The sequence below is a fragment of the Caballeronia sp. LZ019 genome, from assembly GCF_031450825.1.
Taxonomy (GTDB): Bacteria; Pseudomonadota; Gammaproteobacteria; order Burkholderiales; family Burkholderiaceae; genus Caballeronia.
Map to the genome: position 1 here is coordinate 1977108 of NZ_JARTVZ010000005.1, position 23079 is coordinate 2000186.

Annotated in this window: 19 protein-coding genes; 9 read left to right on the plus strand and 10 right to left on the minus strand. The window is 64.2% G+C overall.

Annotation, left to right across the window (positions count from 1 at the left end; all coding sequences use genetic code 11):
- Position 1: 1 nt before the first annotated feature.
- Positions 2-565 (minus strand): bifunctional adenosylcobinamide kinase/adenosylcobinamide-phosphate guanylyltransferase, encoded by a 564-nt coding sequence (gene cobU / locus P9255_RS22705; RefSeq protein ID WP_309790463.1) that lies wholly within the window; start codon positions 563-565, stop codon positions 2-4.
- Positions 566-621: 56 nt separating this feature from the next.
- On the opposite strand from cobU, the gene P9255_RS22710 reads away from it, so the two are divergent.
- Positions 622-2094, plus strand: coding sequence for a cobyric acid synthase (locus P9255_RS22710; RefSeq protein WP_309790464.1), 1473 nt, complete (start codon positions 622-624; stop codon positions 2092-2094).
- A 7-nt stretch (positions 2095-2101) separates the two neighbouring features.
- On the opposite strand, the gene P9255_RS22715 is transcribed toward P9255_RS22710, so the two are convergent.
- Positions 2102-2518: a PaaI family thioesterase gene (locus tag P9255_RS22715; RefSeq protein WP_309763103.1), complete on the minus strand. Its 417-nt coding sequence runs from the start codon at positions 2516-2518 to the stop codon at positions 2102-2104.
- A gap of 185 nt (positions 2519-2703) precedes the next feature.
- Between P9255_RS22715 and P9255_RS22720 the strand changes: the two genes are divergently transcribed.
- On the plus strand, positions 2704-3330 hold the full coding sequence (locus P9255_RS22720) for a ParA family protein (protein WP_309763102.1): 627 nt from the start codon (positions 2704-2706) through the stop codon (positions 3328-3330).
- A 184-nt stretch (positions 3331-3514) separates the two neighbouring features.
- On the opposite strand, the gene panD is transcribed toward P9255_RS22720, so the two are convergent.
- The 4 genes from panD to P9255_RS22740 form a co-directional block, all read right to left on the minus strand.
- Positions 3515-3901 carry an aspartate 1-decarboxylase gene (gene panD, locus P9255_RS22725; RefSeq protein ID WP_309763101.1) on the minus strand — a complete coding sequence of 129 codons (387 nt, stop codon included), beginning with the start codon at positions 3899-3901 and terminating at the stop codon, positions 3515-3517.
- Between the two features lie 14 nt (positions 3902-3915).
- Complete coding sequence (gene panC, locus P9255_RS22730) at positions 3916-4749, minus strand: pantoate--beta-alanine ligase (protein ID WP_309790465.1); 834 nt, start codon at positions 4747-4749, stop codon at positions 3916-3918.
- A 68-nt stretch (positions 4750-4817) separates the two neighbouring features.
- Positions 4818-5645 (minus strand): ScpA family protein, encoded by an 828-nt coding sequence (locus P9255_RS22735; RefSeq protein WP_309765328.1) that lies wholly within the window; start codon positions 5643-5645, stop codon positions 4818-4820.
- 83 nt (positions 5646-5728) lie between these two features.
- Positions 5729-5917 (minus strand): DUF3460 family protein, encoded by a 189-nt coding sequence (locus tag P9255_RS22740; protein ID WP_174447191.1) that lies wholly within the window; start codon positions 5915-5917, stop codon positions 5729-5731.
- A 398-nt stretch (positions 5918-6315) separates the two neighbouring features.
- Here P9255_RS22740 and P9255_RS22745 point away from each other — a divergent pair, with 398 nt between their 5' ends.
- Positions 6316-8136: an autotransporter assembly complex family protein gene (locus P9255_RS22745; protein WP_404980390.1), complete on the plus strand. Its 1821-nt coding sequence runs from the start codon at positions 6316-6318 to the stop codon at positions 8134-8136.
- Between the two features lie 35 nt (positions 8137-8171).
- Positions 8172-12293: a translocation/assembly module TamB domain-containing protein gene (locus P9255_RS22750; protein ID WP_309763099.1), complete on the plus strand. Its 4122-nt coding sequence runs from the start codon at positions 8172-8174 to the stop codon at positions 12291-12293.
- A gap of 69 nt (positions 12294-12362) precedes the next feature.
- On the opposite strand, the gene metG is transcribed toward P9255_RS22750, so the two are convergent.
- Together metG and P9255_RS22760 are read right to left on the minus strand one after the other, a co-directional pair.
- Complete coding sequence (gene metG / locus P9255_RS22755) at positions 12363-14477, minus strand: methionine--tRNA ligase (RefSeq protein ID WP_404980449.1); 2115 nt, start codon at positions 14475-14477, stop codon at positions 12363-12365.
- A 502-nt stretch (positions 14478-14979) separates the two neighbouring features.
- A complete protein-coding gene (locus P9255_RS22760) occupies positions 14980-15636 on the minus strand; it encodes an OmpA family protein (RefSeq protein WP_309763097.1) in 657 nt (218 codons plus the stop codon).
- Between the two features lie 271 nt (positions 15637-15907).
- On the opposite strand from P9255_RS22760, the gene apbC reads away from it, so the two are divergent.
- The 4 genes from apbC to P9255_RS22780 all read left to right on the plus strand — a co-directional run bounded on the left by apbC (position 15908) and on the right by P9255_RS22780 (position 20757).
- The gene (gene apbC, locus P9255_RS22765; protein WP_309763096.1) at positions 15908-16996 is read left to right on the plus strand and encodes an iron-sulfur cluster carrier protein ApbC; all 1089 of its coding nucleotides are present in this window, start codon (positions 15908-15910) and stop codon (positions 16994-16996) included.
- Between the two features lie 120 nt (positions 16997-17116).
- Positions 17117-17650 (plus strand): superoxide dismutase family protein, encoded by a 534-nt coding sequence (locus P9255_RS22770; protein ID WP_309763095.1) that lies wholly within the window; start codon positions 17117-17119, stop codon positions 17648-17650.
- A gap of 164 nt (positions 17651-17814) precedes the next feature.
- A complete protein-coding gene (gene dcd, locus P9255_RS22775; RefSeq protein WP_309763094.1) occupies positions 17815-18384 on the plus strand; it encodes a dCTP deaminase in 570 nt (189 codons plus the stop codon).
- 87 nt (positions 18385-18471) lie between these two features.
- On the plus strand, positions 18472-20757 hold the full coding sequence (locus P9255_RS22780) for an arginine/lysine/ornithine decarboxylase (protein WP_309790466.1): 2286 nt from the start codon (positions 18472-18474) through the stop codon (positions 20755-20757).
- A gap of 79 nt (positions 20758-20836) precedes the next feature.
- Here the strand turns inward: P9255_RS22780 and gstA are convergent, their stop codons facing one another.
- On the minus strand, positions 20837-21442 hold the full coding sequence (gene gstA / locus P9255_RS22785; RefSeq protein WP_309763092.1) for a glutathione transferase GstA: 606 nt from the start codon (positions 21440-21442) through the stop codon (positions 20837-20839).
- Between the two features lie 302 nt (positions 21443-21744).
- Between gstA and P9255_RS22790 the strand changes: the two genes are divergently transcribed.
- Positions 21745-22128, plus strand: coding sequence for a T6SS amidase immunity protein Tai4 family protein (locus P9255_RS22790; RefSeq protein WP_309763091.1), 384 nt, complete (start codon positions 21745-21747; stop codon positions 22126-22128).
- Here the strand turns inward: P9255_RS22790 and P9255_RS22795 are convergent.
- Positions 22115-23047, minus strand: a complete 933-nt coding sequence (locus tag P9255_RS22795) for a bestrophin family ion channel (protein WP_309763090.1) — start codon at positions 23045-23047, stop codon at positions 22115-22117. The genes P9255_RS22790 and P9255_RS22795 overlap by 14 nt on opposite strands.
- Positions 23048-23079 lie beyond the last annotated feature (32 nt).

The window sequence follows — 23079 nt, forward strand, 5'->3', positions numbered from 1 at the left end:
GTCAGCCCTTGAGCGCGAGCGGCACGCCCGCGACCATCAACACGGCGTGCGTGCTCGCGGCGGCGACGCGCTGATTCAGGCGGCCGAGCTCGTCGACATAAAGACGCGTCACCGAGCCGAGCGGCACGACGCCGAGCCCGATCTCGTTGCTGACGACAATGACCTTGCCGCGTACATCGGCGAGCGCGCGGTCGAAGGCATCGAAGGCTTGCGTCGCTTCGCAGGAAAGCGCGGCGGTTTCGTCGTGCGTGGCTTCGGGCGGGCAAAGCAGATTGGCGAGCCATAACGTGAGGCAATCGATCAGCACGCAGTGTCCCGCGTGGTCCGCTTCGCGCAATGCGCCCGCGAGGTCGAGCGGCGCTTCGACGAGCGTCCAGTGCGCGGGCCGCCGCTCGCGATGATGCCGCACGCGTTCGGCGAATTCGGCATCGCCGATGCGCGCGGTCGCAATGTAGGTGACGGGCAGGCCGCTTTCATCGGCGAGACGTTCGGCATAGGCGCTCTTGCCCGAACGGGCGCCGCCGAGGATGAACGTGAGGTCGCGAGTGAAGACATTGGAGGTCATCGCAATATTGTAGCGGCGGGATAAGATGGCGGGCTGCGCTTACCAGGAACTTCCCGATGCCATTTACGCCCCGCGGCACGCTGATGATTCAGGGCACCACGTCCGATGCCGGCAAGAGCACGCTCGTCGCGGGCCTCTGCCGCCTCGCGCGGCGAAACGGCGTGAAGGTCGCACCGTTCAAGCCGCAGAACATGGCGCTCAACAGCGCGGTGACGGTCGATGGCGGCGAGATTGGCCGCGCGCAGGCCCTGCAGGCGATCGCGGCGGGCGTGCCCGCGCGGATCGACTTCAATCCTGTGCTGCTGAAGCCGACGAGCGATCGCGGCGCGCAGGTCATCATTCACGGCCACGCGCACGCCAATCTCGATGCCCGCGCGTATCACGAGTACAAGCGCACTGCCTTCGATGCCGTGCTCGCATCCTATGCGCGGCTGCAAGCCGAGTTCGATGCGGTCATCGTCGAAGGCGCGGGCAGTCCCGCCGAGATCAATCTGCGCGATCGCGATATCGCCAACATGGGCTTCGCGGAACATGTCGATTGCCCGGTCGTGCTGGTTGCGGATATCGATCGCGGCGGCGTGTTCGCGCATCTCGTCGGCACGCTCGCGTGCCTGTCGGAGAGCGAGCGGGCGCGCGTCGAGGGCTTCGTCATCAACCGGTTTCGCGGCGATCTCTCGTTGCTTAAGCCGGGCCTCGACTGGCTGGAAGCACAGACGGGCAAGCCGGTGCTCGGCGTGCTGCCGTACCTGCACGGCCTCACGCTCGATGCCGAGGACATGCTGCCGCGCGATGCTCACGCACGCGGCGACCGGCCGGCGCTGAAGGTGATCGTGCCGGCGTTGCCGCGTATCAGCAATCACACGGACTTCGATGCGTTGCGGGCGCATCCTCAGGTCGATTTCGAGTATGTGCGCGGGGGTGTCGCGCCGCCGGCGGCGGATCTGATCGTCCTGCCGGGATCGAAGAACGTGCAGCGCGATCTTGCGTGGCTGCGCGAGAACGGCTGGGATCGGGCGATCGCACGGCATCTTCGATATGGCGGCAAGGTGCTAGGCATCTGCGGCGGCATGCAGATGCTCGGGCGCGAGATAGACGATCCGGATGGCATCGAGGGCGCGGCGGGGTGTGTCGATGGACTCGGCTTGCTCGATCTTCATACCGTGCTGACGCCGCATAAACAACTGGAAAACGTGACGGGGCGGCTCGCGATCGGCGGCGCGCAGGCAAGCGTGCGCGGCTACGAGATTCACATGGGACGCACGCGTGGCGCTGCGCTGGACAATCCCGCCGTCATGCTGGACGGCGGACGGGGCGACGGCGGGATTTCATCCGACGGACAAGTCGCCGCGACGTATCTGCACGGCCTTTTCGATACGCCCGAAGCGTGCGCCGCGCTGCTCGCGTGGGCGGGGGTGGAGGACGCCGCGCCGTTGGATTATCCGGCGCTGCGGGAGGCATCGCTCGAGCGGCTCGCGGATTCGTTCGCGCAGGCGCTCGATCTCGATGCAGTGATGGCGGCGTTCGGGTGAGCCTTCGTCAATAAAGAATCATCTGCGTACACCGAAACATCGCGATCAGCTTGCCGTCGCCGTTCGTCACCGTCGCATCCCAGACGTGCGTGCTGCGCCCGAGATGCACGGCGCTCGCCTTCGCGACGATCTTTCCGTCGCGCGCCGTCGACACATGGTTGCTCTTGAGTTCGAGCGTCGTGAAGTTCTGCGCCTTGTCCGGCAGATGCGCGATGCACGCGTAGCCGCAGCATGTATCCGCGAGACCGACGACCGTCGCCGCGTGCAGAAAGCCGTTCGGCGCGAGCAGTTCCGGCCGGATCACGAGTTCGCCGGTGAGCGCGCCTTCATCGAGCGACAGAAGCTGCACGCCGAGCAGATCGGGCAGGCGGCCTTTCTGGCGGTTGCGCAGGAAATCGAGCGTGACATCGGGGCGAAGCGGCATGGGCGTGGTCCGTCGAAGTGTGATGAATGGCGCGTGCGACGTGACCTGGCCGTTCGGCCAGCGTGCCGCGCGCGCCGGTTTTGCCGATAATATCAACGGCTCGAATCATGCATCCGTTCTATAACGACGAAATCGTGCGCGTCGTCTTGCGATAACGCCGCGCCGGACAAACTCCAGGACCTTTCATGACCGTGATCGTGGTGGCAAATCCGAAGGGCGGCGTCGGCAAGAGCACGCTCGCAACCAACCTCGCAGGTTACTTCGCGGCGAACGGCGAATGGGTCGCGCTCGCCGATCTCGACAAGCAGCGCTCCGCCCATGCGTGGCTTTCGCTGCGCGTCGATACGCTGCCGAAGATCGAAGAATGGGGCGTCGATGTCGATGCCCCCGCGAAGCCGCCGAAAGGTCTGGAAAAAGCCATCGTGGATACGCCGGCCGGCGTGCATGGCAATCGGCTCGCGCTCGCGCTGCAACTGGCCGACAAGGTCATCGTGCCGCTGCAGCCATCGATGTTCGACATTCTGGCCACGCAGGACTTCCTGACGAAGCTGGCGAAGGAAAAAGCGGTGCGCAAGGGCGCGATCCAGGTCGGCGTGGTCGGCATGCGGGTGGATGCGCGCACGCGATCGGCGGAGCAGTTGCATCGTTTCGTCGACGGGCTCGATCTGCCGGTGCTGGGTTATCTGCGCGATACGCAGAACTATGTGCAGCTCGCGGCGCACGGCCTCACGCTGTGGGACGTGGCCAAGAGCCGGGTCGAGAAGGATCTGGAGCAGTGGCAGCCGATCGTCGAGTGGGCGCAGGGGAGGTAGGCGTGCCGTTCCCGGTGCGCTGCGCCTGCGGCAGTGAGGTTTCGGACTCGCACGGGCCGTTGCTGTGCGATCTTCTGCGTGGACGTTTCGTTCCCGAGCGGAAACGAGGAATGTGGCCTCGCCATGAAAAAACCGGCGCTCCCCAAAGAGAAGCGCCGGCCTCGACTACAACTCGGTCTGGAGATTACGTCCAGCTCTGCGCCGGCACATGATCCCGGCTGCCCTTGATCCGGTTCTCGCCATCGACGAACACGAGGTTCGGCTTCCAGCCCGCCTTGATCTCTTCCTCATCGACCGAAGCGAACGCCGCGATGATCACCAGATCGCCGAGTTGCGCGCGCCGCGCCGCCGATCCGTTCAGCGAAATCATGCCGCTGCCGCGCTCGCCCTTGATCGCGTACGTCGTGAGCCGCTCGCCGTTGTTCACGTTCCAGATGTCGATTTGCTCGTTCTCCAGCAGATTCGCCGCTTCGAGCAGGTCCTCGTCGATGGCGCACGAGCCTTCGTAATGCAGCTCGCAGTGCGTGACCGTCGCGCGATGAATCTTCGATTTGAGCATGGTGCGTTGCATGTTGCAGACTTCCTTCAGATTTCCAGATTGTCGATGAGGCGCGTGTTGCCCAGTTTCGCCGCTGCCAGCACGACGAGCGGCGCGTTCGCATCCGCTTCGCCCGGCGCGAGCAGGTTGACGCGCTTGCGCACGCTGATGTAATCGGGCTTCCAGCCGCGTTCGGCGAGCGCGTTCATCGCGTCGCGCTCCAGTGCGGCGATATCGCGATTGCCAGACAGCACGCCTTCGCGCACGCGGTTCAGTTGCAGCGCGAGCTGCGGCGCTTCGGCACGCTCGTCCGCCGACAAAAAGCGATTGCGCGACGACAGCGCGAGGCCGTCTTCGTCGCGCACGGTCTCGGCCGCGATGATTTCCGTCGGCAGCGCGAACTGGTGGCACATCTGCCGCACGATCATCAACTGCTGGTAGTCCTTCTTGCCGAACACCGCGACGCGCGGCTGCACGCACGACATCAGCTTCATCACGACCGTGCACACGCCCTGGAAGAAGCCGGGGCGGAACTCGCCTTCGAGAATGTCGCCGAGGTTGTGCGGCGGATGCACGCGATACTGCTGCGGCTCCGGATACATATCGGTTTCCGTCGGCGCGAACAGCACGTACACGTTTTCGCTTTGCAGCTTCTCGATATCGTCCAGCAGCGTGCGCGGATATTTGTCGAAGTCTTCGTTCGGACCGAATTGCAGCCGGTTGACGAAGATGCTCGCGACGACCGGATCGCCGTGCTGCCGCGCGAGACGCATCAGCGAGAGATGGCCTTCGTGAAGGTTGCCCATCGTCGGGACGAAGGCGGTGCGGTTCTGGCCGCGCAACTGGTCGCGCAGTTCGTGAATGGAGCTGATGACTTTCATCGAGCGGGTGTCTCCTGGCGGGCGGCGGTTGACCGGCCGCCCCAAGGCAAGTAAGGAAAGGGCGGCTCCTAGGCGGGAGAGTACGCCAGTCTCACGTAGATCGGCGCATAAGGCTCGGCCTGCGTGATTTCGATCAGTGATTCACGCGACAGCTCCAGCATGGCGATGAAGTTCACCACGACGACGGGCACGCCGCGCGAAGTATCGAAGAGTTCGCTGAACTCCATGAAGCGCGCGTTCTGCAGGCGGCGCAGGATCACGCTCATGTGCTCGCGCACCGAGAGTTCCTCGCGCGAAATCTTGTGATGCTGCACGAGCTTGGCGCGCTTGATGACATCGGCCCAGGCGGCGCGCAGGTCGTTCATGTCAACGTCGGGGAAGCGCTGTTCCGTCGACTGCTCGATATACACGTCCGCGCGGAGGAAGTCGCGGCCCAGTTGCGGCAACTGGTCGATGCGCTGCGCCGCGAGTTTCATCTGCTCGTATTCGAGCAGCCGCCGCACGAGTTCGGCGCGCGGGTCTTCGGCGTCCTCGCCGGTGTCCGCTTTCTTGACCGGCAGCAGCATCCGCGACTTGATCTCGATGAGCATCGCCGCCATCAGCAGATACTCCGACGCCAGTTCGAGATTCGACTGGCGAATCTGGTCGACATAGCCGAGGTATTGCGCGGTGACATCCGCCATCGGAATGTCGAGTACGTTGAAGTTCTGCTTGCGGATCAGGTACAGCAAGAGGTCGAGCGGGCCTTCGAACGCTTCGAGAAAGACTTCGAGCGCATCGGGCGGAATGTACAGATCGGTCGGCAGCTTCCAGAGCGGCTCGCCGTAGAGATGCGCGAACGCGACGCCGTCGATGGTGTCGGGCGTCGAATCGGTCGCGGGGGCGGCGAGCGCCACGTCGCGCGAATTCCGGGCGTCGTCGCGCGCGTCGCCGCGCGGCTCGACGTGCGGCGGTTGCGGCTCGTGGCCGGCGCTCACGTTCAGAAGTTCTGGTAGTAGACGTAAGGCGTCTGCTTCACGCGCGACGTCTGCTGGCGGTCGCGCTCATCGAGGTCGATCGGCTGCTTGTCCCACAGCAGCGCGCGCCCGCGGCGCTGTTCTTCTTCCAGCGACGGCTTCTGCGTTTTCAACTGATTGATGAACTGGGTGATGTCCGACTGGTACATGATCCGGCTTCCGTGGGTTCGATGCGGTTCGTTGGATGGCGGCGCTTCGCCGTGCCGTGCCGCCGCGTTGCCCTGCGGGACAGGCGGGACAGCGGGCACGACGGGCCGCAAGTTCGCCGCGATTTTACCGCAAGCACTGGCCGCGTCGCGCATATCGGGGGGCTCGTGCCGGCGCATGTCACGCATGCGCGTGCTAATCGGCGGGAACCGGGCGGGGCGCCGGCCGTCCAACGGCGCACGGTCCGCGCGCCGCTGCCGCATTTTTACCGCGATGGGGCGTAGCGGTGTGGTGAAATAGCGCTCGCGCGCCGTGCTGCGCCGTTTGCACGCGAACAGACGAAAAGCGCATGGCGGACCCGCTTCGCCTTTCTATCTATTTTTTCCGATGCCGGAGGTCGCGTTTGGCGGGGCGTTCGTTTGATCTGGTGTGTGCGGTGCGCGGCGCGGCCGCGAAGCTGCACGCGATGAACCCGGCCGCCGGCGATCGCCCGGCTCCGGCGCTGACGGCGCTCGCCGCGCTTGTCCTCTTCGCGATCGCGTCCCCCGCGTTCGCGAAATACGACGTGGACATCGACGCGCCGCGCAACGTCAAGAAACTGCTGAGCGAGCACCTCGATCTTGCGCGCTTCGCAAAGCGCGACGATATCAGCGACGACCAGTTCCAGTTCCTCGTCACCGCGACGCCGAAAGACGTGCGCGATCTCGTCGCGACCGAGGGCTATTTCACGCCGGTGGTACGCACCGACGTCACCACGGCCGACGACAAGCGCTCGGTCAAGGTCAGCGTCGATCCGGGCCCGCAGACGCAAGTCGCCTCCGTCGACCTGAAATTCACCGGCGCGGTGACGACCGAAGACCGCAAGCAGGAAAACGCCGCGCGCTTCGCTTTCGCGATCAAGGAGGGCGACCCGTTCACGCAGGGCGCCTGGGACGACGCGAAGAACGCCGCGCTGAAGGCGCTGCAATCGCGCCGCTATCTGGGCGCCCGGATCGTCCGCTCGCAGGCGCGCATCAATCCGCGCACGCATATCGCGGATCTGTCCGTCACCTTCGACAGCGGTCCGACCTTCACCTTCGGCAAGCTCGACATCAGCGGGACGAAGCGCTATCCGCAGAAAATCATCGAGAACGTGAATCCGATCAACGAAGGCGATATCTACGACATCGCCCGCGTGACGGAACTGCAGCGGCAAGTGCAGAACACGCCGTATTACGCGAGTGTCGCGATCGACGCCGACAACGACGTCACGAAGCCGATCGAAACGCCGCTGCACGTGAAAGTCAGCGAGTATCCGTATCACAGCGTGCGCTACGGCGTCGGGTACGCGACGGACACGGGCTTCCACATCCAGGGCGCGTACAGCTACCTGAACACGTTCGGCGCGGCGTATCCGTTCACCATCTCCGGCCGGCTCGACCAGACGCAGCAATACGGCCGCGTGCAACTGGCGATGCCGCCGGATTCGCACGGCTGGGTCAACGCGATCTTCGGCTCCTACACGATCACCGACGTGTCGGATACGAACATCTACAGCGCGCGCGTCGGCGTGCAGCGTTCGCGCTCGACGCAGAACATCGACACGACGTACTCGCTGACGTTCTACAACGATCGCCTGACGCAGAACGAGCCGAATCCGTCAACGGCGCGCGCGCTCGTGCCGGCGTGGACGTGGGTGCGCCGCGACGTCGACGATCCGCTGTTTCCCCGGCGCGGCAACGTCGTTCGCGCGGAGGCGAGTTTCGCGGTGAAGGGCGCGCTGACCGATCAGACTTTCGCGCGCCTCTACACCAACATGCAGCAATACCTGCCGCTCGGCCGCAACGATCTGCTCGTGTTCCGCGCGGAATTCGGCGGCGTCTTCACGAGCGGGCCGTCGAGCGGCATACCGGCGTCGCTGCTGTTTCGCGCGGGCGGCGCGAATTCGGTGCGCGGCTACAGTTATCTGAGCATCGGGCATAACGTGTCGGGATCGATTCTGCCGACGAAGTACATGGTGACCGGCAGCAGCGAATATCAGCACTGGTTCACGCACGACTGGGGCGGCGCGGTGTTCTTCGATATCGGCACCGCGACCGATACCTGGGGCGAGCGCGTGTTCCAGCCGGGCGTCGGCGTCGGCGCGCGGTGGCGCAGCCCGGTCGGGCCGGTCAACGTGGATGTTGCGTATGGACTCAAGAACAAGAGCATCAAGCCGTATCTGACGCTCGGCATCGCTTTCTGAGCGATGCATCGACGACATTTTCGAAAAGCGAAGGCATGACGGACGCGAGCAACGAGACGAACGAAAGCAACGACGGCAAAGAAGCGCCGGAAACGCCGAAAAAGCCGCAACGCCCGCGCGGCATGCGGCGCTTTTTGCGCTGGATCGGCGCGCTCGTGCTCGTCGTCGTGCTGATCGTCGTGCTCGCACTCGGGACCGTGCTATTGGCGCTGACGACCGATCGCGGCACGCGCTACGCCTGGGACGCGGCGACCTCGCTGCTCGGCGGGCGGCTGACCGGAAAACTGGACGGCGGCGCGATCGCCAGCGGCCTGCAATTGCGCGATGTGCGCTGGAAGGACGGCAAGGGCACGGATATCGCCGTCGATAGCGTCTCGGGCCGCTGGGCGCTCACGCGCGATCCGCTGCGCTTCACCATCGATTATCTGCATATCGGAACCATCGACGCGCGCATCGCGCCATCGAACGAGCCGAGCAGGAAGACCGAACTGCCGCGCGATCTGCGCTTGCCGATTCAGCTCGCCGTTCGCGATCTGAGCGTCGCGAAACTGCGGCTGCATCAGGGCGCGACGACGACCGAATTCTCCGGCCTGCTCTTCAACGGGCGCAGCGACGGCCAGCATCACGAGGCCGCTGTCCAGCGGCTCACGACGCCGTTCGGATCGGTGACGGCCGCCGCCAAACTCGACGGCGGCGCGCGCCCGTTCCCGCTTTCCGGCGACGCGACCTACGCCGGCCGGGTCAACGACGAAGCGGTGCAGGTCGGCGCGCGGCTGTCGGGATCGCTGGAAGACCTGATCGCCGACGTCGATGCCAGCGGCATGAAGCTCGCGGGCCGCGCGCACGTCGAAGCGACGCCGTTCGCCGACGTGCCGCTCAAGCTCGCAATCGTCACGGCCGATCACATCAATCCGCAGGCGATCAGCGCGGGCGCGCCCGCCGCCGACCTCGCCGTGCGCGCCGAAGTGAAGCCGGTGCAAGGGGCGAAGAAGTTCGTCGTGAGCGGCCCGGTGTCGATCGTCAATGCGAAGCCCGGTTCCATCGACAAGAAATTGCTGCCGCTCATCGACGCGCGCGCGAACGTGCGGCTCGACGCATCGGCGCAAAGCGTCATGGACCTGAACGTGCGGCTGCTGAAAGACGCGAGCATCGCGGGCGGCGGCGCGATTTCGGCCGGCCACGGACGCTTCGACCTGAAAGTGGCGAAGCTCGATCTCAACGCGATCGAACCGAGCGTGCGCCCGACGGACTTCGCGGGGCCGGTCGGCGTCGTGCTCGCGGGCGACACGCAAACCGTGACCGTCGACCTGAACGATCCGAAAGCAGCCATCCGCGCCCAGGCCAAGATCAGGCTCGACGCGAAGCAGACCACGCTCGACGACGTGAAGCTGATGGTCGGCAAGGGACGCGTCGAGGCGAGCGGCGTGCTCAAGAAAGATGTCAATTCGAGCTACGACCTGAAGGCGAAGTTCGTCGACTTCAACCCGCTCTTGCTCCAGCAGCAATTAATCGCGCAAAAGCCCGCTGCGAAAAAGACGGCGACACCGCCGCGCCCGATCGAAGCGCGCGTGAACGGCACGCTTGCCGCATCGGGCGTGCTCGCGCCGACGCTCACGACCAAAGCCACCTTCAGGCTCGGCGACAGCATGTACGACAACCTGCCGCTCACCGGCGAGGGCACGGTGCAGATCGCGGGCACGCGCGTGCTGCCGAGCACCGCGAAGCTGTCGGTGGCGGGCAACGACGCCGAGCTGAACGGCAGCTTCGGTGCGCCCGGCGACCGTTTGCGGTTTCGCATCGACGCGCCGCAACTGGAGCGCCTCGGCTTCGGGATCGCGGGGACGGTGAAGGCGGACGGCGATCTGACCGGCTCGATGGCGCATCCGAACGTCGCGGCGAACTATCAGGCCGATGGCGTCGTGTTCGGCGCAAATCGCCTGGGCCATGCGGAAGGCCGCGCCGATATCCGCGACGGCGCGAACGGCGCGCTGGTCTTCACGCTGAAGGCGCGCGATGCGAGCACATCGGGCATCGAAGTCGCCACGCTCGACGCGAACCTGAACGGCACGCGCATGCAGCACACGCTCGGCGTGACCGCGACCGGCAAGGTGCAGGGCCAGCCGGTCAACCTCACGCTCGGGGCAAACGGCAAGTTCACCGACGCCGCCGACGGTCCGCACTGGGACGGCGCGATCACGAAGCTCACGAACAAGGGCACGCCGTCGGTGAATCTGGAGTCGCCGTTGTCGGTGAGTTACGGGCCGCAGCGTATCGTGCTCGGGGCGACGCGGCTCGTCGCGGAAGGCACGTCGCTAAATCTGAAGTCGTTCGCGCTGGAAGGCGGGCGCATCCAGTCGGCCGGCACGCTCACGAATCTCTCGGTGCCGCGCCTGCTGGAAGTGCGGCGGCAGATGACGGGCGAGGAATCGTCGATCCGGACCGACCTGATTTTCGACGGCAACTGGGATTTCTCGCTCGGCGCGACGGCCACGGGCTACGCGCAGATCAAGCGGCGCGGCGGCGACGTGACGATCGACGGCACGCGCGGCGTGGCTGCGCTCGGCATATCGGACATCGTGGCGCGCGCCGATTTCACGAGCGGCAACCGCCTCAACGCGACGCTCCATGCGCAGGCGAGCCGCATCGGCGCCATCGATGCCAACGTGCACACGACGCTCGTCCCGCGCGACGGCATGCTGACCGTGGCCGACGAAGCGCCGCTCTCCGGCGCCATCGACGCGAACGTGCCAGAACTGCGCACGACCGGCGGCCTGCTCGGCGCGAACTATCTGCTCGGCGGCAAGCTCGGGCTGAAGCTGACGATCGCGGGCATCGTCGCAAAGCCGAGTCTGTCGGGATCGCTGACCGGCGACAATATTTCCGCGACGGTCGTCGATCAGGGCGTGCAACTGAAGGACGGCATCATCCGGATCGCGCTGTCCGAGAATCTCGTCGATTTCCGGCAAGTCGAGTTCCACGGCGCGAGCGGCGTGCTCCGCGCGACCGGCAAGGTGCGGCTCGACCAGCAGGAGCCCGATCTGACGGCGAGCATCATTGCGGACAAGCTGGAACTGTTCGCTTCGCCCGATCGCGAGCTCATGCTGTCGGGCAGCGCGAGCATCGCGAATGCGGGATTGCAGGGCGGTATGGCGATCAACGGCAAATTCACCGTCGATCACGCGCTTTTCGACTTGCCGGAAAGCTCCGCGCCCGCGCTCGGCGATGACGTGGTCATCGTGCGTCCCGACGGCACCGTGAAGGGCGAGAACACGAAGCAGCAGGCCGTCGCGGCAACCGAAAAGCCGGTCGGGCCGTTCACGCCGCGCGCCAATATCGATATCAACCTGGGTCAGCGTTTCCGCTTCAAGGGCGCGGGCGCGGACCTCGGGCTCGCGGGCACCATCACCGCGACGAGCGCGCCGAACATGCCGCTGCGTGCGATCGGCAACGTGCGCGTCACGCCCGGTTCCACGTACACCGCGTTCGGTCGCAAGCTCGGCATCGAGAACGGCTTCTTCACGTTCAACGGGCCGGTGGCCAATCCGGGCATCAACATTCTGGCGATGCGGCGCAATCAGGAAATCGAAGCGGGCGTGCAGGTGACGGGCACGGTGCAGTCGCCGGTGGCGAAGCTGATCTCGGAGCCGAACGTGCCTGACAACGAAAAGCTCTCGTGGCTGCTGTTCGGACACGGCACCGATCAGGGGAACAACATCGGCCAGCAGAGCGCGATGACGAGCGCGCTGGCGCTGCTCGGCAGCCGCGGCGGGGCGAAGATCGCGCAGACCGTCGGCCTCGACGAGTTCACGGTCGGATCGAGCGAAGTGGGGCTGACGGACCCGCAGGTCGTGCTGTTGTCGAAGGCGATCAACGAGCGTCTCGTGCTTGGGTACGAGCAGGGCTTGCAGTCGGCGCAGAACGCTGTGAAGGCCACGCTCGCGTTGTCGCGGTTCTGGTCTACGACGGTGTATGGCGGCACGTATCAGGGCATCGACCTGTCGTACACGCGGCGCTTCAATTCGTGGGCGCGCTTGCTGTCGATGGCGTCGGCGCCCTCCGGTCCGGCGGTGCAGCCATCGGCGGCTTCGGGCGCGTCGGGGGTGTCGGCGCCGTTCGGGGCTTCGTCGGCGGTAGAGTCGGATTCGTCGGGGGACTGAAGGCGACGCACTAAGCAAAAGGGCACGCGACTGTCCGGCGCGTGCCCTTTGTTTTTCAGCCGGTGCGCCTTACTTCACGCGCATCCCCGGCTTTGCGCCGCCGTGCGGCTCGAGGATGTAGAGGCCGGGTTCGGCTTTCTCGTCGGCGGCGGAGGCCGCGAGCACCATGCCTTCCGACAGGCCGAACTTCATCTTGCGCGGCGCGAGATTGGCGACCATCACCGTCAGCTTGCCGATCAGATCCTGCGGCTGATACGCCGACTTGATGCCGGAAAACACGTTGCGCGTCTTTTCCTCGCCGACGTCGAGCGTCAGTTGCAGCAGCTTGTCCGAGCCTTCGACGGCCTTGCAATCGACGATCTTCGCGATGCGCAGATCGACCTTCGCGAAGTCGTCGATGGAAATGACGCCGGACTCTTCGCTCTTCGTCTCTTTCTTCGCGACGGTTTTCGGCGCTGCCGCTGCCGCTTCCGTCGTCGATTGCAGCGATTCGCGATTCGCCGCGAGCAACGCCTCGATCTGCTTCGGATCGACGCGCGTCGTCAGGTGCTTGTACGCATTGATCGCGCTCGCCGACGACAACGGCTTCGTTGCATCGGCCCAGACGAGCGGCGCGATGCCGAGGAACGCCTCGACGGATTCGATCAGCTTCGGCAACACCGGCTTGAGCGCAAGCGACAGCAGGCGGAACGCTTCGAGACTCACGCTGCAGGTTTCGTGCAGCGCGGCGGCGTTCGCCGGGTCCTTCGCCTGTTCCCAGGGCTTGGCGGAATCGACGTAGTGATTGACGGCGTCGGCGAGTTCCATAGTCGTGCGCAGCGCGCGGCCGTATTCGCGCGATTCGTAAAAACTGGCGATTTGCGGGATCGCGCCGCGCAGTTGCGCGATGAGCGGATGCTGCATCGCGCGGTCTTCCACGCGGCCGTCGAAACGCTTGATGAGGAAGCCCGCCGCGCGGCTCGCGATGTTCACGTATTTGCCGACGAGATCGCTGTTCACGCGCGCCTGGAAGTCCTCGAGGTTCAGGTCGATGTCCTCCATCGTGCTGTTCAGCTTCGCGGCGAAGTAATAGCGCAGCCATTCCGGATTGAGTCCGGTGTCGATCACGCTCTGCGCGGTGATGAACGTGCCGCGCGACTTCGACATCTTCGCGCCGTCAACGGTCAGGAAGCCGTGCGCGAACACGTTCGTCGGCGTGCGATGGCCGGAGAACTGGAGCATCGCGGGCCAGAAGAGCGTGTGGAAATACAGGATGTCCTTGCCGATGAAGTGATACTGCTCAACCTTCGACTCCGGCTTGACCCACGCATCGAAATCGATGCCGATGCGATCGGCCAGATTCTTGAAGCTCGCGTAATAACCGACGGGGGCATCGACCCAGACGTAGAAGTACTTGCCCGGCGCGCCCGGAATTTCGAAGCCGAAGTACGGTGCGTCGCGGGAGATGTCCCAGTCGGCGAGCTTCGCATCGCCCTTGTCGCCGAGCCATTCGCGCATCTTGTTGGTGGCTTCCGGCTGCGCGAGACCGCCGACCCAGCCGCGCAGGAAGTCTTCGCAGCGCGGATCGGACAGGCGGAAAAAGTAATGCGTCGATGTCTTGCGGATGGGCGTCGCGCCCGAAACGACCGAATACGGATTGACGAGTTCGGTCGGCTGATAGGTCGAGCCGCAGACTTCGCAGTTGTCGCCGTACTGGTCTTTCGCACCGCACTTCGGACACTCGCCCTTGATGAAGCGGTCCGGCAGGAACATTTCCTTGACCGGGTCGTAGGCCTGCTCGATGTCGCGTGCCTCGATCAGGCCGGCTTCCTGCAGGGCGGTGTAGATCGAATTGCAGAGCACGCGGTTTTCGTCGGCATCGGTCGAATAGTAGTTGTCGAACGAAATGCCGAAGCTGTCGAAGTCGCGCTTGTGCTCTTTCCAGACGCGCTCGATCAGCGCCTTCGGCGTGATGCCTTCCTTTTCGGCGCGCAGCATGATCGGCGTGCCGTGGGTATCGTCGGCGCCGACGTAATAGACCTCGTGGCCATGCATTCGCAGCGTCCGAACCCAGATATCCGTCTGAATGTACTCGACCATATGGCCGATGTGAATCTGACCGTTCGCGTACGGCAGCGCGGACGTGACGAGGATCTGGCGGCGGCCGTCGGTGGCGGCGGACGCGGCGGTGGCAGTGGCGGAAATCGGTGCTGACATAGAGGCGCGGCCCGGAGGGAATTGCTTCGGATTGTGGAAAAAGCGGATTTTCGATTTTAGCAGGGCGGGGAAGCGAGGCGGGGCGGGACTGCGGGGGCGAGAAAACCGCTGCTGGAGCGCAACAACGAAATGCAGCACTTGAGTTGTGTTTTTCGCTTAGCGCCATACGACTCATGGCCTGCGTCTCGGCGATTCGGTCGCTGAAGCGATGGAGGCAGATTCTCGATCACTCGGCAAACGGCTCTGTATCTCCGTCGCCTGATGATCCGATCGACGCGCAGGCAAAAGCGCGCGCACAAAAAAAACCGGGGTCCATCTGGGCCCCGGAGCAACAACGACAAGAGGAGAATGGCAGGCGATGGTCCAGCCATCCACCTACCGTAACAACAGACAAGCGCCGCGCCGGCAAGTTTCAACTTTTTTTCAGGCGCATTCGGCGGGATGACGCCCAAGTGCGCCCGCCCGTCCGTTTCCCCTTCAATTCAGAGACTTACTGCACCTGACCCGGCTGCGCGGTCGCGCGCAGATAGATCTCCACGCGACGATTCTGCGCGCGGCCGGCTTCCGTCGAATTGTCGGCGATCGGCTGGTTCTGGCCCATGCCCTGCGCCGACAGACGCTGCGCCGGAACGCCGTGCGTCGAAATGTACGAAGCGACGCTTTGCGCGCGGTTTTGCGACAGCGTCTGGTTATAGGCAGCCGTGCCGGTGTTATCCGTATGGCCGACGACGCTCGCGATCAGTTCAGGATGCTGCTGCAACGTTTGCGTGACGGAGTTCAGCACGGGATCGAACGACGGCTTGATCGCGTAGCTGTTGGTGTCGAACGAGATCGAATTCGGGATGTTGACCTTGAGCGAGCCGTCCTGCTGCTCGGTCACTTGCGTGCCGGTGCCCTTCGAATCGCCGGAAATCTTGTTGCGAATCGCCTGCCAGTTGTAGCCGGTGATGCCGCCGACCGCCGCGCCCGTCGCCGCGCCGATCGCCGCGCCCTTGCCGCCGCCGAAAATCGCGCCGATGCCAGCGCCCGTGGCCGCACCGACGCCCGTGCCGACGGCGGTATTCGTGCCTTGCTGCGATGCGCAGCCGGCAACCAGCGCGCCGACGACGGCGAAAACGGACAGGCGGGTCAACAACTTCGTATTCATCTTGATCTCCTTTGATTCGAAAGCGGTTCGGCGACACGCGCCGACAATGCGAAAGGGTCTTCGGACGGGCTTTCGGACGAGCCTCTACAATAATGGGAATATTGAGAAACACGTCCGTCCGGCCCGGTGCGATGCGTCCCCGGGGAGCAACAGCAGCGGCATAGTGCAGCGCGGGGCGACTCGCGCGCAACGGCGTTAACAATTACTTTCAATTTCCTCAGTTTGTTGCAGTGCGACGGCAGCTTAGCAACAGGCGTTCCATGGAGTTTCAATGAGCATTGACCGCGCGCGGATCGACACCGCACTCGCTACCCTGACCGATCCGAACACGAACCGCAAGTTCGTCGATACGAAGAGCATCCGCAACGTTTCCATCGAGGGCGGCAAGGTGGCGGTGAGCGTCGTGCTGGGCTATCCGGCGAAGACGCAATTTGCCACGATCGGCAGCCTCGTTGCCGATGCGTTGCGCCAGGTGGCCGGCGTTACCGACGTTTCAGTCGATGTCACCTCGCAAGTCGTCGCGCATGCGGTGCAGCGCGGCGTGAAACTGCTGCCGAACGTCAAGAACATCATCGCGGTGGCGTCGGGCAAGGGCGGCGTCGGCAAGAGCACGACGGCGACGAATCTCGCGCTTGCGCTCGCGCAGGAAGGCGCATCGGTCGGCATGCTCGACGCAGACATCTACGGTCCTTCGCTGCCGATGATGCTCGGCATCTCCGGCCGCCCCGAATCGCCCGACAATCAGTCGATGAATCCGCTCACCGGCCACGGCATTCAGGCGAATTCGATCGGCTTTCTGATCGAGCAGGACAACCCGATGGTCTGGCGCGGCCCGATGGTCACGTCGGCGCTCGAACAACTGCTGCGTCAGACGAACTGGAAGGACCTCGATTACCTCGTCGTCGACATGCCGCCGGGTACGGGCGACATCCAGCTCACGCTGTCGCAGAAAGTGCCGGTGACGGGCGCGGTGATCGTCACGACGCCGCAGGACATCGCGCTGCTCGACGCGAAGAAGGGCCTCAAGATGTTCGAGAAGGTCGGCATTCCGATTCTCGGCATCGTCGAAAACATGAGCACGCATATCTGCTCGAATTGCGGCCACGAAGAGCACATCTTCGGCGCGGGCGGCGGCGAGCGCATGGCGAAGGAATACGGCGTCGAGATTCTCGGGCAACTGCCGCTCGATATTTCGATCCGCGAGCGCACCGATGCCGGCCAGCCGACCGTCGTGTCGCAGCCCGATAGCCGTATTGCGGAGACGTATCGCGCGATTGCTCGCCGCGTCGCGATTTCGATCGCCGAGCGCCAGCGCGACATGACCTCGAAGTTCCCGAGCATCGTCGTGCAGAACACCTGACATCGATCGTCCGGACGTGTCTTTCGCGGGCCTTGTGCGGTGCGGCTCGCGGTATCATGTCGCCTTCGAGGCGCGGCAGCGTGGACGCACGGGGTGTCGGCGGGCCGCCAAGAGGATCGCATGAGAGACAGATTCGACGGGAGGGCGCTTGCCGCCTTGTTCGCCACGGCCGCGTGCAGCGTCGTTCTGAGCGGCTGCGGCATCATCTTCCAGAATCACGAGAAACTCGCCGACGCCACGCTGAAGCCCACGCCCGGCAACACGGCGCGGGGCACCATCACGCTGATCGAGCGCTCGGACGGCGTACAGGTCACCTACAGCATCACCGACATGCCGCCCAACAGCGATCACGCGTTGCAGGTCCATGAACGCGGCGACTGCATCGCGGTGAACGGCGCCGACGCGAGCCCGGTGTTCGCACTGCCGGGCGAACGGGCGCGCGCGAGCGGGCGGCTCGAAGGCGAACTCGGCAACATCCATGCGGACGCCAACGGCACGGCGACGGGGTTCATCGTTGCCACGGACGTATCGCTCGACGGCGTGCGCTCCGTCATTTCCCGCGCGATCATGCTGCATCGCGAAGCCACGGACCCCTACGCGATGAGCCCGCACAACGTGGGTCCGGCGCTTGCGTGCGGCGTCATCCGGCGCTGACGGCATCGGCTGAACGGCCGGGCTCGCCTTCAGCATCATTCGCGTAAAATACGCGCTTCGTTTTGTCATCGTCTTTCGTCTGGTCCGGCCGGGCCATGCGCCGTTTCACCGAAGGCCTGCGGTCCCATCGCGCGATCGCAAGCTGCAACGCTGGGTAGCGTTCTATGAGCATCAAGTCCGACAAGTGGATTCGGCGCATGGCCGAAGAGCACAAGATGATCGAGCCGTTCGTGCGCGATCAGGTGCGCGTGGCCGAGGACGGCCGCAAGATCGTGAGTTACGGAACGTCGAGCTACGGCTACGACATCCGCGTGGCCGACGAATTCAAGATCTTCACGAACATCAATTCCACCATCGTCGATCCGAAAGGCTTCGACGAAAAATCGTTCGTCGACTTCAAGGGCGACGTCTGCATCATTCCGCCGAATTCATTCGCGCTCGCGCGCACCGTCGAGTATTTCCGCATTCCGCGCTCGTGCCTGACCGTGTGCCTCGGCAAGTCAACCTACGCGCGTTGCGGAATCATCGTGAACGTGACGCCGTTCGAGCCGGAATGGGAAGGCTACGTCACGCTCGAATTCTCGAACACGACACCTTTGCCTGCGAAGATCTATGCGAACGAGGGCGTCGCCCAGGTTCTGTTCTTCGAAAGCGACGAAATATGCGAGACGTCCTATGCGGATCGCGGCGGCAAGTATCAGGGGCAGCACGGCGTCACGCTGCCGAAGACCTGAGCCACGCATCGTCAGACACGCGCACGCTGTTGAAAGACCGCTGATCCGATGCTCGGGCAGCGGTCGTTCCATTTGGAGATTCGCCTCATGAAGTTCCGCTTTCCCGTCGTCATCATCGACGAAGATTTTCGCTCCGAGAACATCTCGGGTTCCGGTATTCGCGCGCTGGCCGAGGCGATCGAAAAAGAAGGCGCCGAAGTGCTCGGCCTGACGAGCTACGGCGATCTCGCCGCGTTCGCCCAGCAATCGAGCCGCGCATCGTGCTTCATCCTTTCGATCGACGACGACGAGCTGCTGCCTTATGCCGACAACGTCGTGGTCGAAGGCGATACGCCCGAGCTCGCCTCGGCGATCGTCGCGCTGCGTGCGTTCGTGAGCGCCGTGCGCCGCCGCAACGCCGACATCCCCATCTTCCTGTACGGCGAAACGCGTACGTCGCGCCATCTGCCGAACGACATCCTGCGCGAACTGCACGGCTTCATCCACATGTTCGAGGACACGCCGGAGTTCGTGGCGCGCCATATCATCCGCGAGGCGAAGGTGTATCTGGATTCGCTCGCGCCGCCGTTCTTCGGCGAGCTCGTGCGTTACGCCGAGGAGGGGTCGTATTCGTGGCACTGCCCGGGGCACTCGGGCGGCGTCGCGTTCCTGAAGAATCCGCTCGGACAGATGTTCCATCAGTTCTTCGGCGAGAACATGCTGCGCGCGGACGTCTGCAACGCGGTGGACGAACTCGGTCAGTTGCTGGATCACACGGGGCCTGTCGCGGCTTCCGAGCGCAATGCGGCGCGCATTTTCAGCGCGGACCATCTTTTCTTCGTGACGAACGGCACCTCGACGTCGAACAAGATCGTGTGGCACGCCACCGTTGCGCCGGGCGATATCGTCGTCGTGGACCGCAACTGTCACAAGTCGATCCTGCACGCAATCACGATGACGGGCGCGATCCCCGTCTTCCTCACGCCGACGCGCAATCACTTCGGCATCATCGGTCCGATTCCGCGCGACGAGTTCAAGCCCGAGGTCATCAGGAAGAAGATCGAGGAGAATCCGTTCGCGCGCGAAGTGCTGGCGAAAAATCCGAAGGTCAAGCCGCGCATTCTGACGATTACGCAAAGCACGTATGACGGCGTGGTCTACAACGTCGAGATGATCAAGGACCTGCTCGGCGATACGCTCGACACGCTGCATTTCGACGAAGCGTGGCTGCCGCACGCCGAGTTCCATTCGTTCTATCAGGACATGCACGCGATCGGCGCGGGCCGGCCGCGCACCGGCGCGCTCGTGTTCGCGACGCACTCCACGCACAAACTGCTCGCCGGCATCTCGCAGGCGTCGCAGATTCTCGTGCAGGACAGCGAGAACAGCACGTTCGACCGTCATCGCTTCAACGAGGCGTATCTCATGCATACGTCAACGTCGCCGCAGTACGCGATCATCGCGTCGTGCGACGTCGCTGCCGCGATGATGGAAGCGCCCGGCGGCCCGGCGCTCGTGGAAGAATCGATTGCGGAGGCGCTCGATTTCCGCCGCGCGATGCGCAAGGTGGATGCCGAATACGGCGACGACTGGTTCTTCACGGTCTGGGGCCCGGACGCGCTGGCCGAGGAAGGCATCGGTGATCGCGAGGACTGGATGCTGAAGCCGAACGATCGCTGGCACGGCTTCGGCCCGCTTGCGGAAGGCTTCAACATGCTCGATCCGATCAAGGCGACGATCATCACGCCGGGGCTGGATGTCAACGGCGAGTTCGGCGAAACGGGCATTCCGGCCGGCATCGTGACGCGCTATCTGGCGGAGCACGGCATCATCGTGGAGAAGACGGGGCTTTACTCGTTCTTCATCATGTTCACCATCGGCATCACGAAGGGCCGCTGGAACTCGATGGTCACGGAGCTTCAGCAGTTCAAGGACGACTACGACAACAACCAGCCGCTGTGGCGCGTGCTGCCGGAATTCGTCGCGCAGCATCCGTCGTATGAGCGCATCGGCCTGCGCGATCTGTGCCAGCAGATTCACAGCGTCTACCGCGCGAACGACATCGCGCGCCTGACGACCGAGATGTATCTGTCGAGCATGGAGCCGGCGATGAAGCCGTCCGAGGCGTACGCGAAGCTCGTGCACCGCGAGATCGACCGCGTGCCGATCGACGAACTCGAAGGCCGCGTGACGAGCATTCTGCTGACGCCGTATCCGCCGGGCATTCCGCTTCTGATTCCGGGCGAGCGCTTCAATCGCACGATCGTCGATTACCTGCGTTTCGCGCGCGAGTTCAACGAGCGCTTCCCGGGCTTCCATACGGATATTCACGGGCTCGTCGGCGAGATGATCAACGGGCGTATCGAGTATTTTGTCGATTGCGTGCGGGATTGACGCTTGTGCGTCTCTTGCCTGAAAGACAAACGGCCCGCGAGGGCCGTTTGTCTTGGTGTGACGACGATGAATGCCGGCGTCAGATGAGTCCTTCGGCCTTCATCGCCGCCTGAACCGCCGCCCGCGCGCCCACGCGCGCCTGATACGCGACCAGCGCCGACCACTTGTTCAGGTCGAGATCGATATGCGGGGCCCAGCCGAGCACGGTGAAGAGGTATGCATCGGCAATGCCGAATTCGTTGCCGAGCAGGAACTGCTTGTCGTCGATGTGCTTGGCGACGTAACCGAGACGGCGTTCCAGATTTGCCATGGCGGCCGCTTTCCAGTCGCTCGACGCGGCGGGATTGAAGAACGGCGAGAAGTTCTTGTGCAGTTCGGTGCCGATGAACGTGAGCCACCCTTGCAGGCGATAGCGCGCCATCGCGTCGGCGAGCGGGGCGAGATGCTTTGCCGGAACCTGATCCGCGATGTATTGCATGATCGCCGGGCCTTCCGTCAGCACTTCGCCGTTATCGAGTTGCAGCGCGGGCACGTAGCCCTTTGCGTTGATCGCCGTGAAATCGGCGCCGCTTGCGGTCAGCTTCGTTTTGAGGTCAACTGCTTCGATTTCGTAAGGCAGACCGGACTCTTCCAGAACGATATGCGATGCGAGCGAACATGCGCCGGCTTTGTAAAACAGTTTCATTCGAATCTCCAGGGTAAATCGCGGAGCATTATGAACGATTCGCGGCGGAGCCGGCAGTGACGGGTGAGGAACGATGTGTGTCGGCGGGGGAAATGATGGGGTTATCGGATTAGTCGTGTATGAATGGGTAGAGGTGACTATTACGCTGGCCGATCACAAACCGACGAGAGAGATCATCGATGAGTGGGAGACCGCCATTCGCGCGGGCACGTTACCCTGTGGGACGGCAACGCATGTTCTGATTCATGCCATCTGCTTCAGAACCCTGATAACGGCACATTCGTTCCCGAAACGGCATCGCTATGGATACTGCACTGATGCGCGCAGTCGTCGCAGGCATCGCGTTGGTGTTACTTGGCCAATCCGCAGCCGCAGCGCAACCGGATTCCATCGTCGGACAACGTGCGCTTTTGAAGCGATGGGCACTGAGCCGATGCCTCGCCAAGGTCTATCCCGATGCAGCCACGAGCAAAGATGCGAACGCGACGGCCAGCGTCTATCTGGAAGCGGGCAAAGTTCCAGTGGACGCGTACGGGGCAATCGATCAACTCGCGAGCGACTACGCGAGCCGGCACTGCACGGGCTCGATAGATTCGTCTTTCGGCACGAAGAAATGCATTGACTTGTTCGACAGCAAGGCGCTCGACGATCTCACCCGACGCCTCGCCGCCCTCAATCGACGATGAACCTTCGCGCCGACTCCCGCGCCGCCGGCGGCGCCGATGCAAACTCGGGGTCCGCCGCCATGTCGTGCAGCGCGGCTTCGAGCGTTGCGCAGATCGCATTCAGGGCGAGGTCGTTTTCTTCGAGCCCGAACGGGTCCTCGATCTGCGCGGCAATCGCCTCCAGCGCCATGAACGCATACGCGACCAGCAGCGCGAAAAGCGGCGTGAGCACGCCCGCGCCATCGACCAGGCCGAACGGCAGCAGAAAGCAGAACATGTAGATCGTGCGATGGATCATCACCGAGTACGAAAACGGCAGCGGCGTGGACGCGAGCCGCTCGCACCCGCCGACGACGGCCGACAGCGCGTTCAGGTTGTGATCCATCGCAAGCACCGCGTAGCCGTCGAGCGACGCATCGCGCTTGCGCTGTGCAATCCATTCGCCGAGCCACAGCAGGATCGTCGCGGGCTTGTATTGCGCGGCGTTCACCCGGTCGAGCAGTTCGGGCGGCAGGCGCGGCGCGAGATCGGCGGACGCGTCCGTGCCGCGCAACTGATGCCGCAGCGCATGCGCGAAGCCGCCGATCACCGCGAGAAAGCGCCGTGTCGCTTCGTCGTCGCGCGGATGCTGCAATGCGAGCGCCTGCCGCGCGAGCGAACGCGCGGTGATCAGCATCGAGCCCCACAGCTTGCGGCCCTCCCACCAGCGGTCGTAGCTCGCGCTGTTGCGAAAGCCGAGAAACACCGCGAGCGCAATGCCGACGAGCGCGAACGGCGGCGTGCCAAGCCCGATCGGATAGTGGCGCATGTGGTCGTGCATGAAGATCGCCGCGACCGAGAGCGCGAAGATCAGTCCGAGCCGCGGCAGCAACTGGGGCAGCACAGAGCCGCGCCAGACGAACAGCATGCGGAACCAGTGCAGCTTGGGGCGAATGATCATGGTGCGTCAGGAACGGGAAGGACGGCGACAAA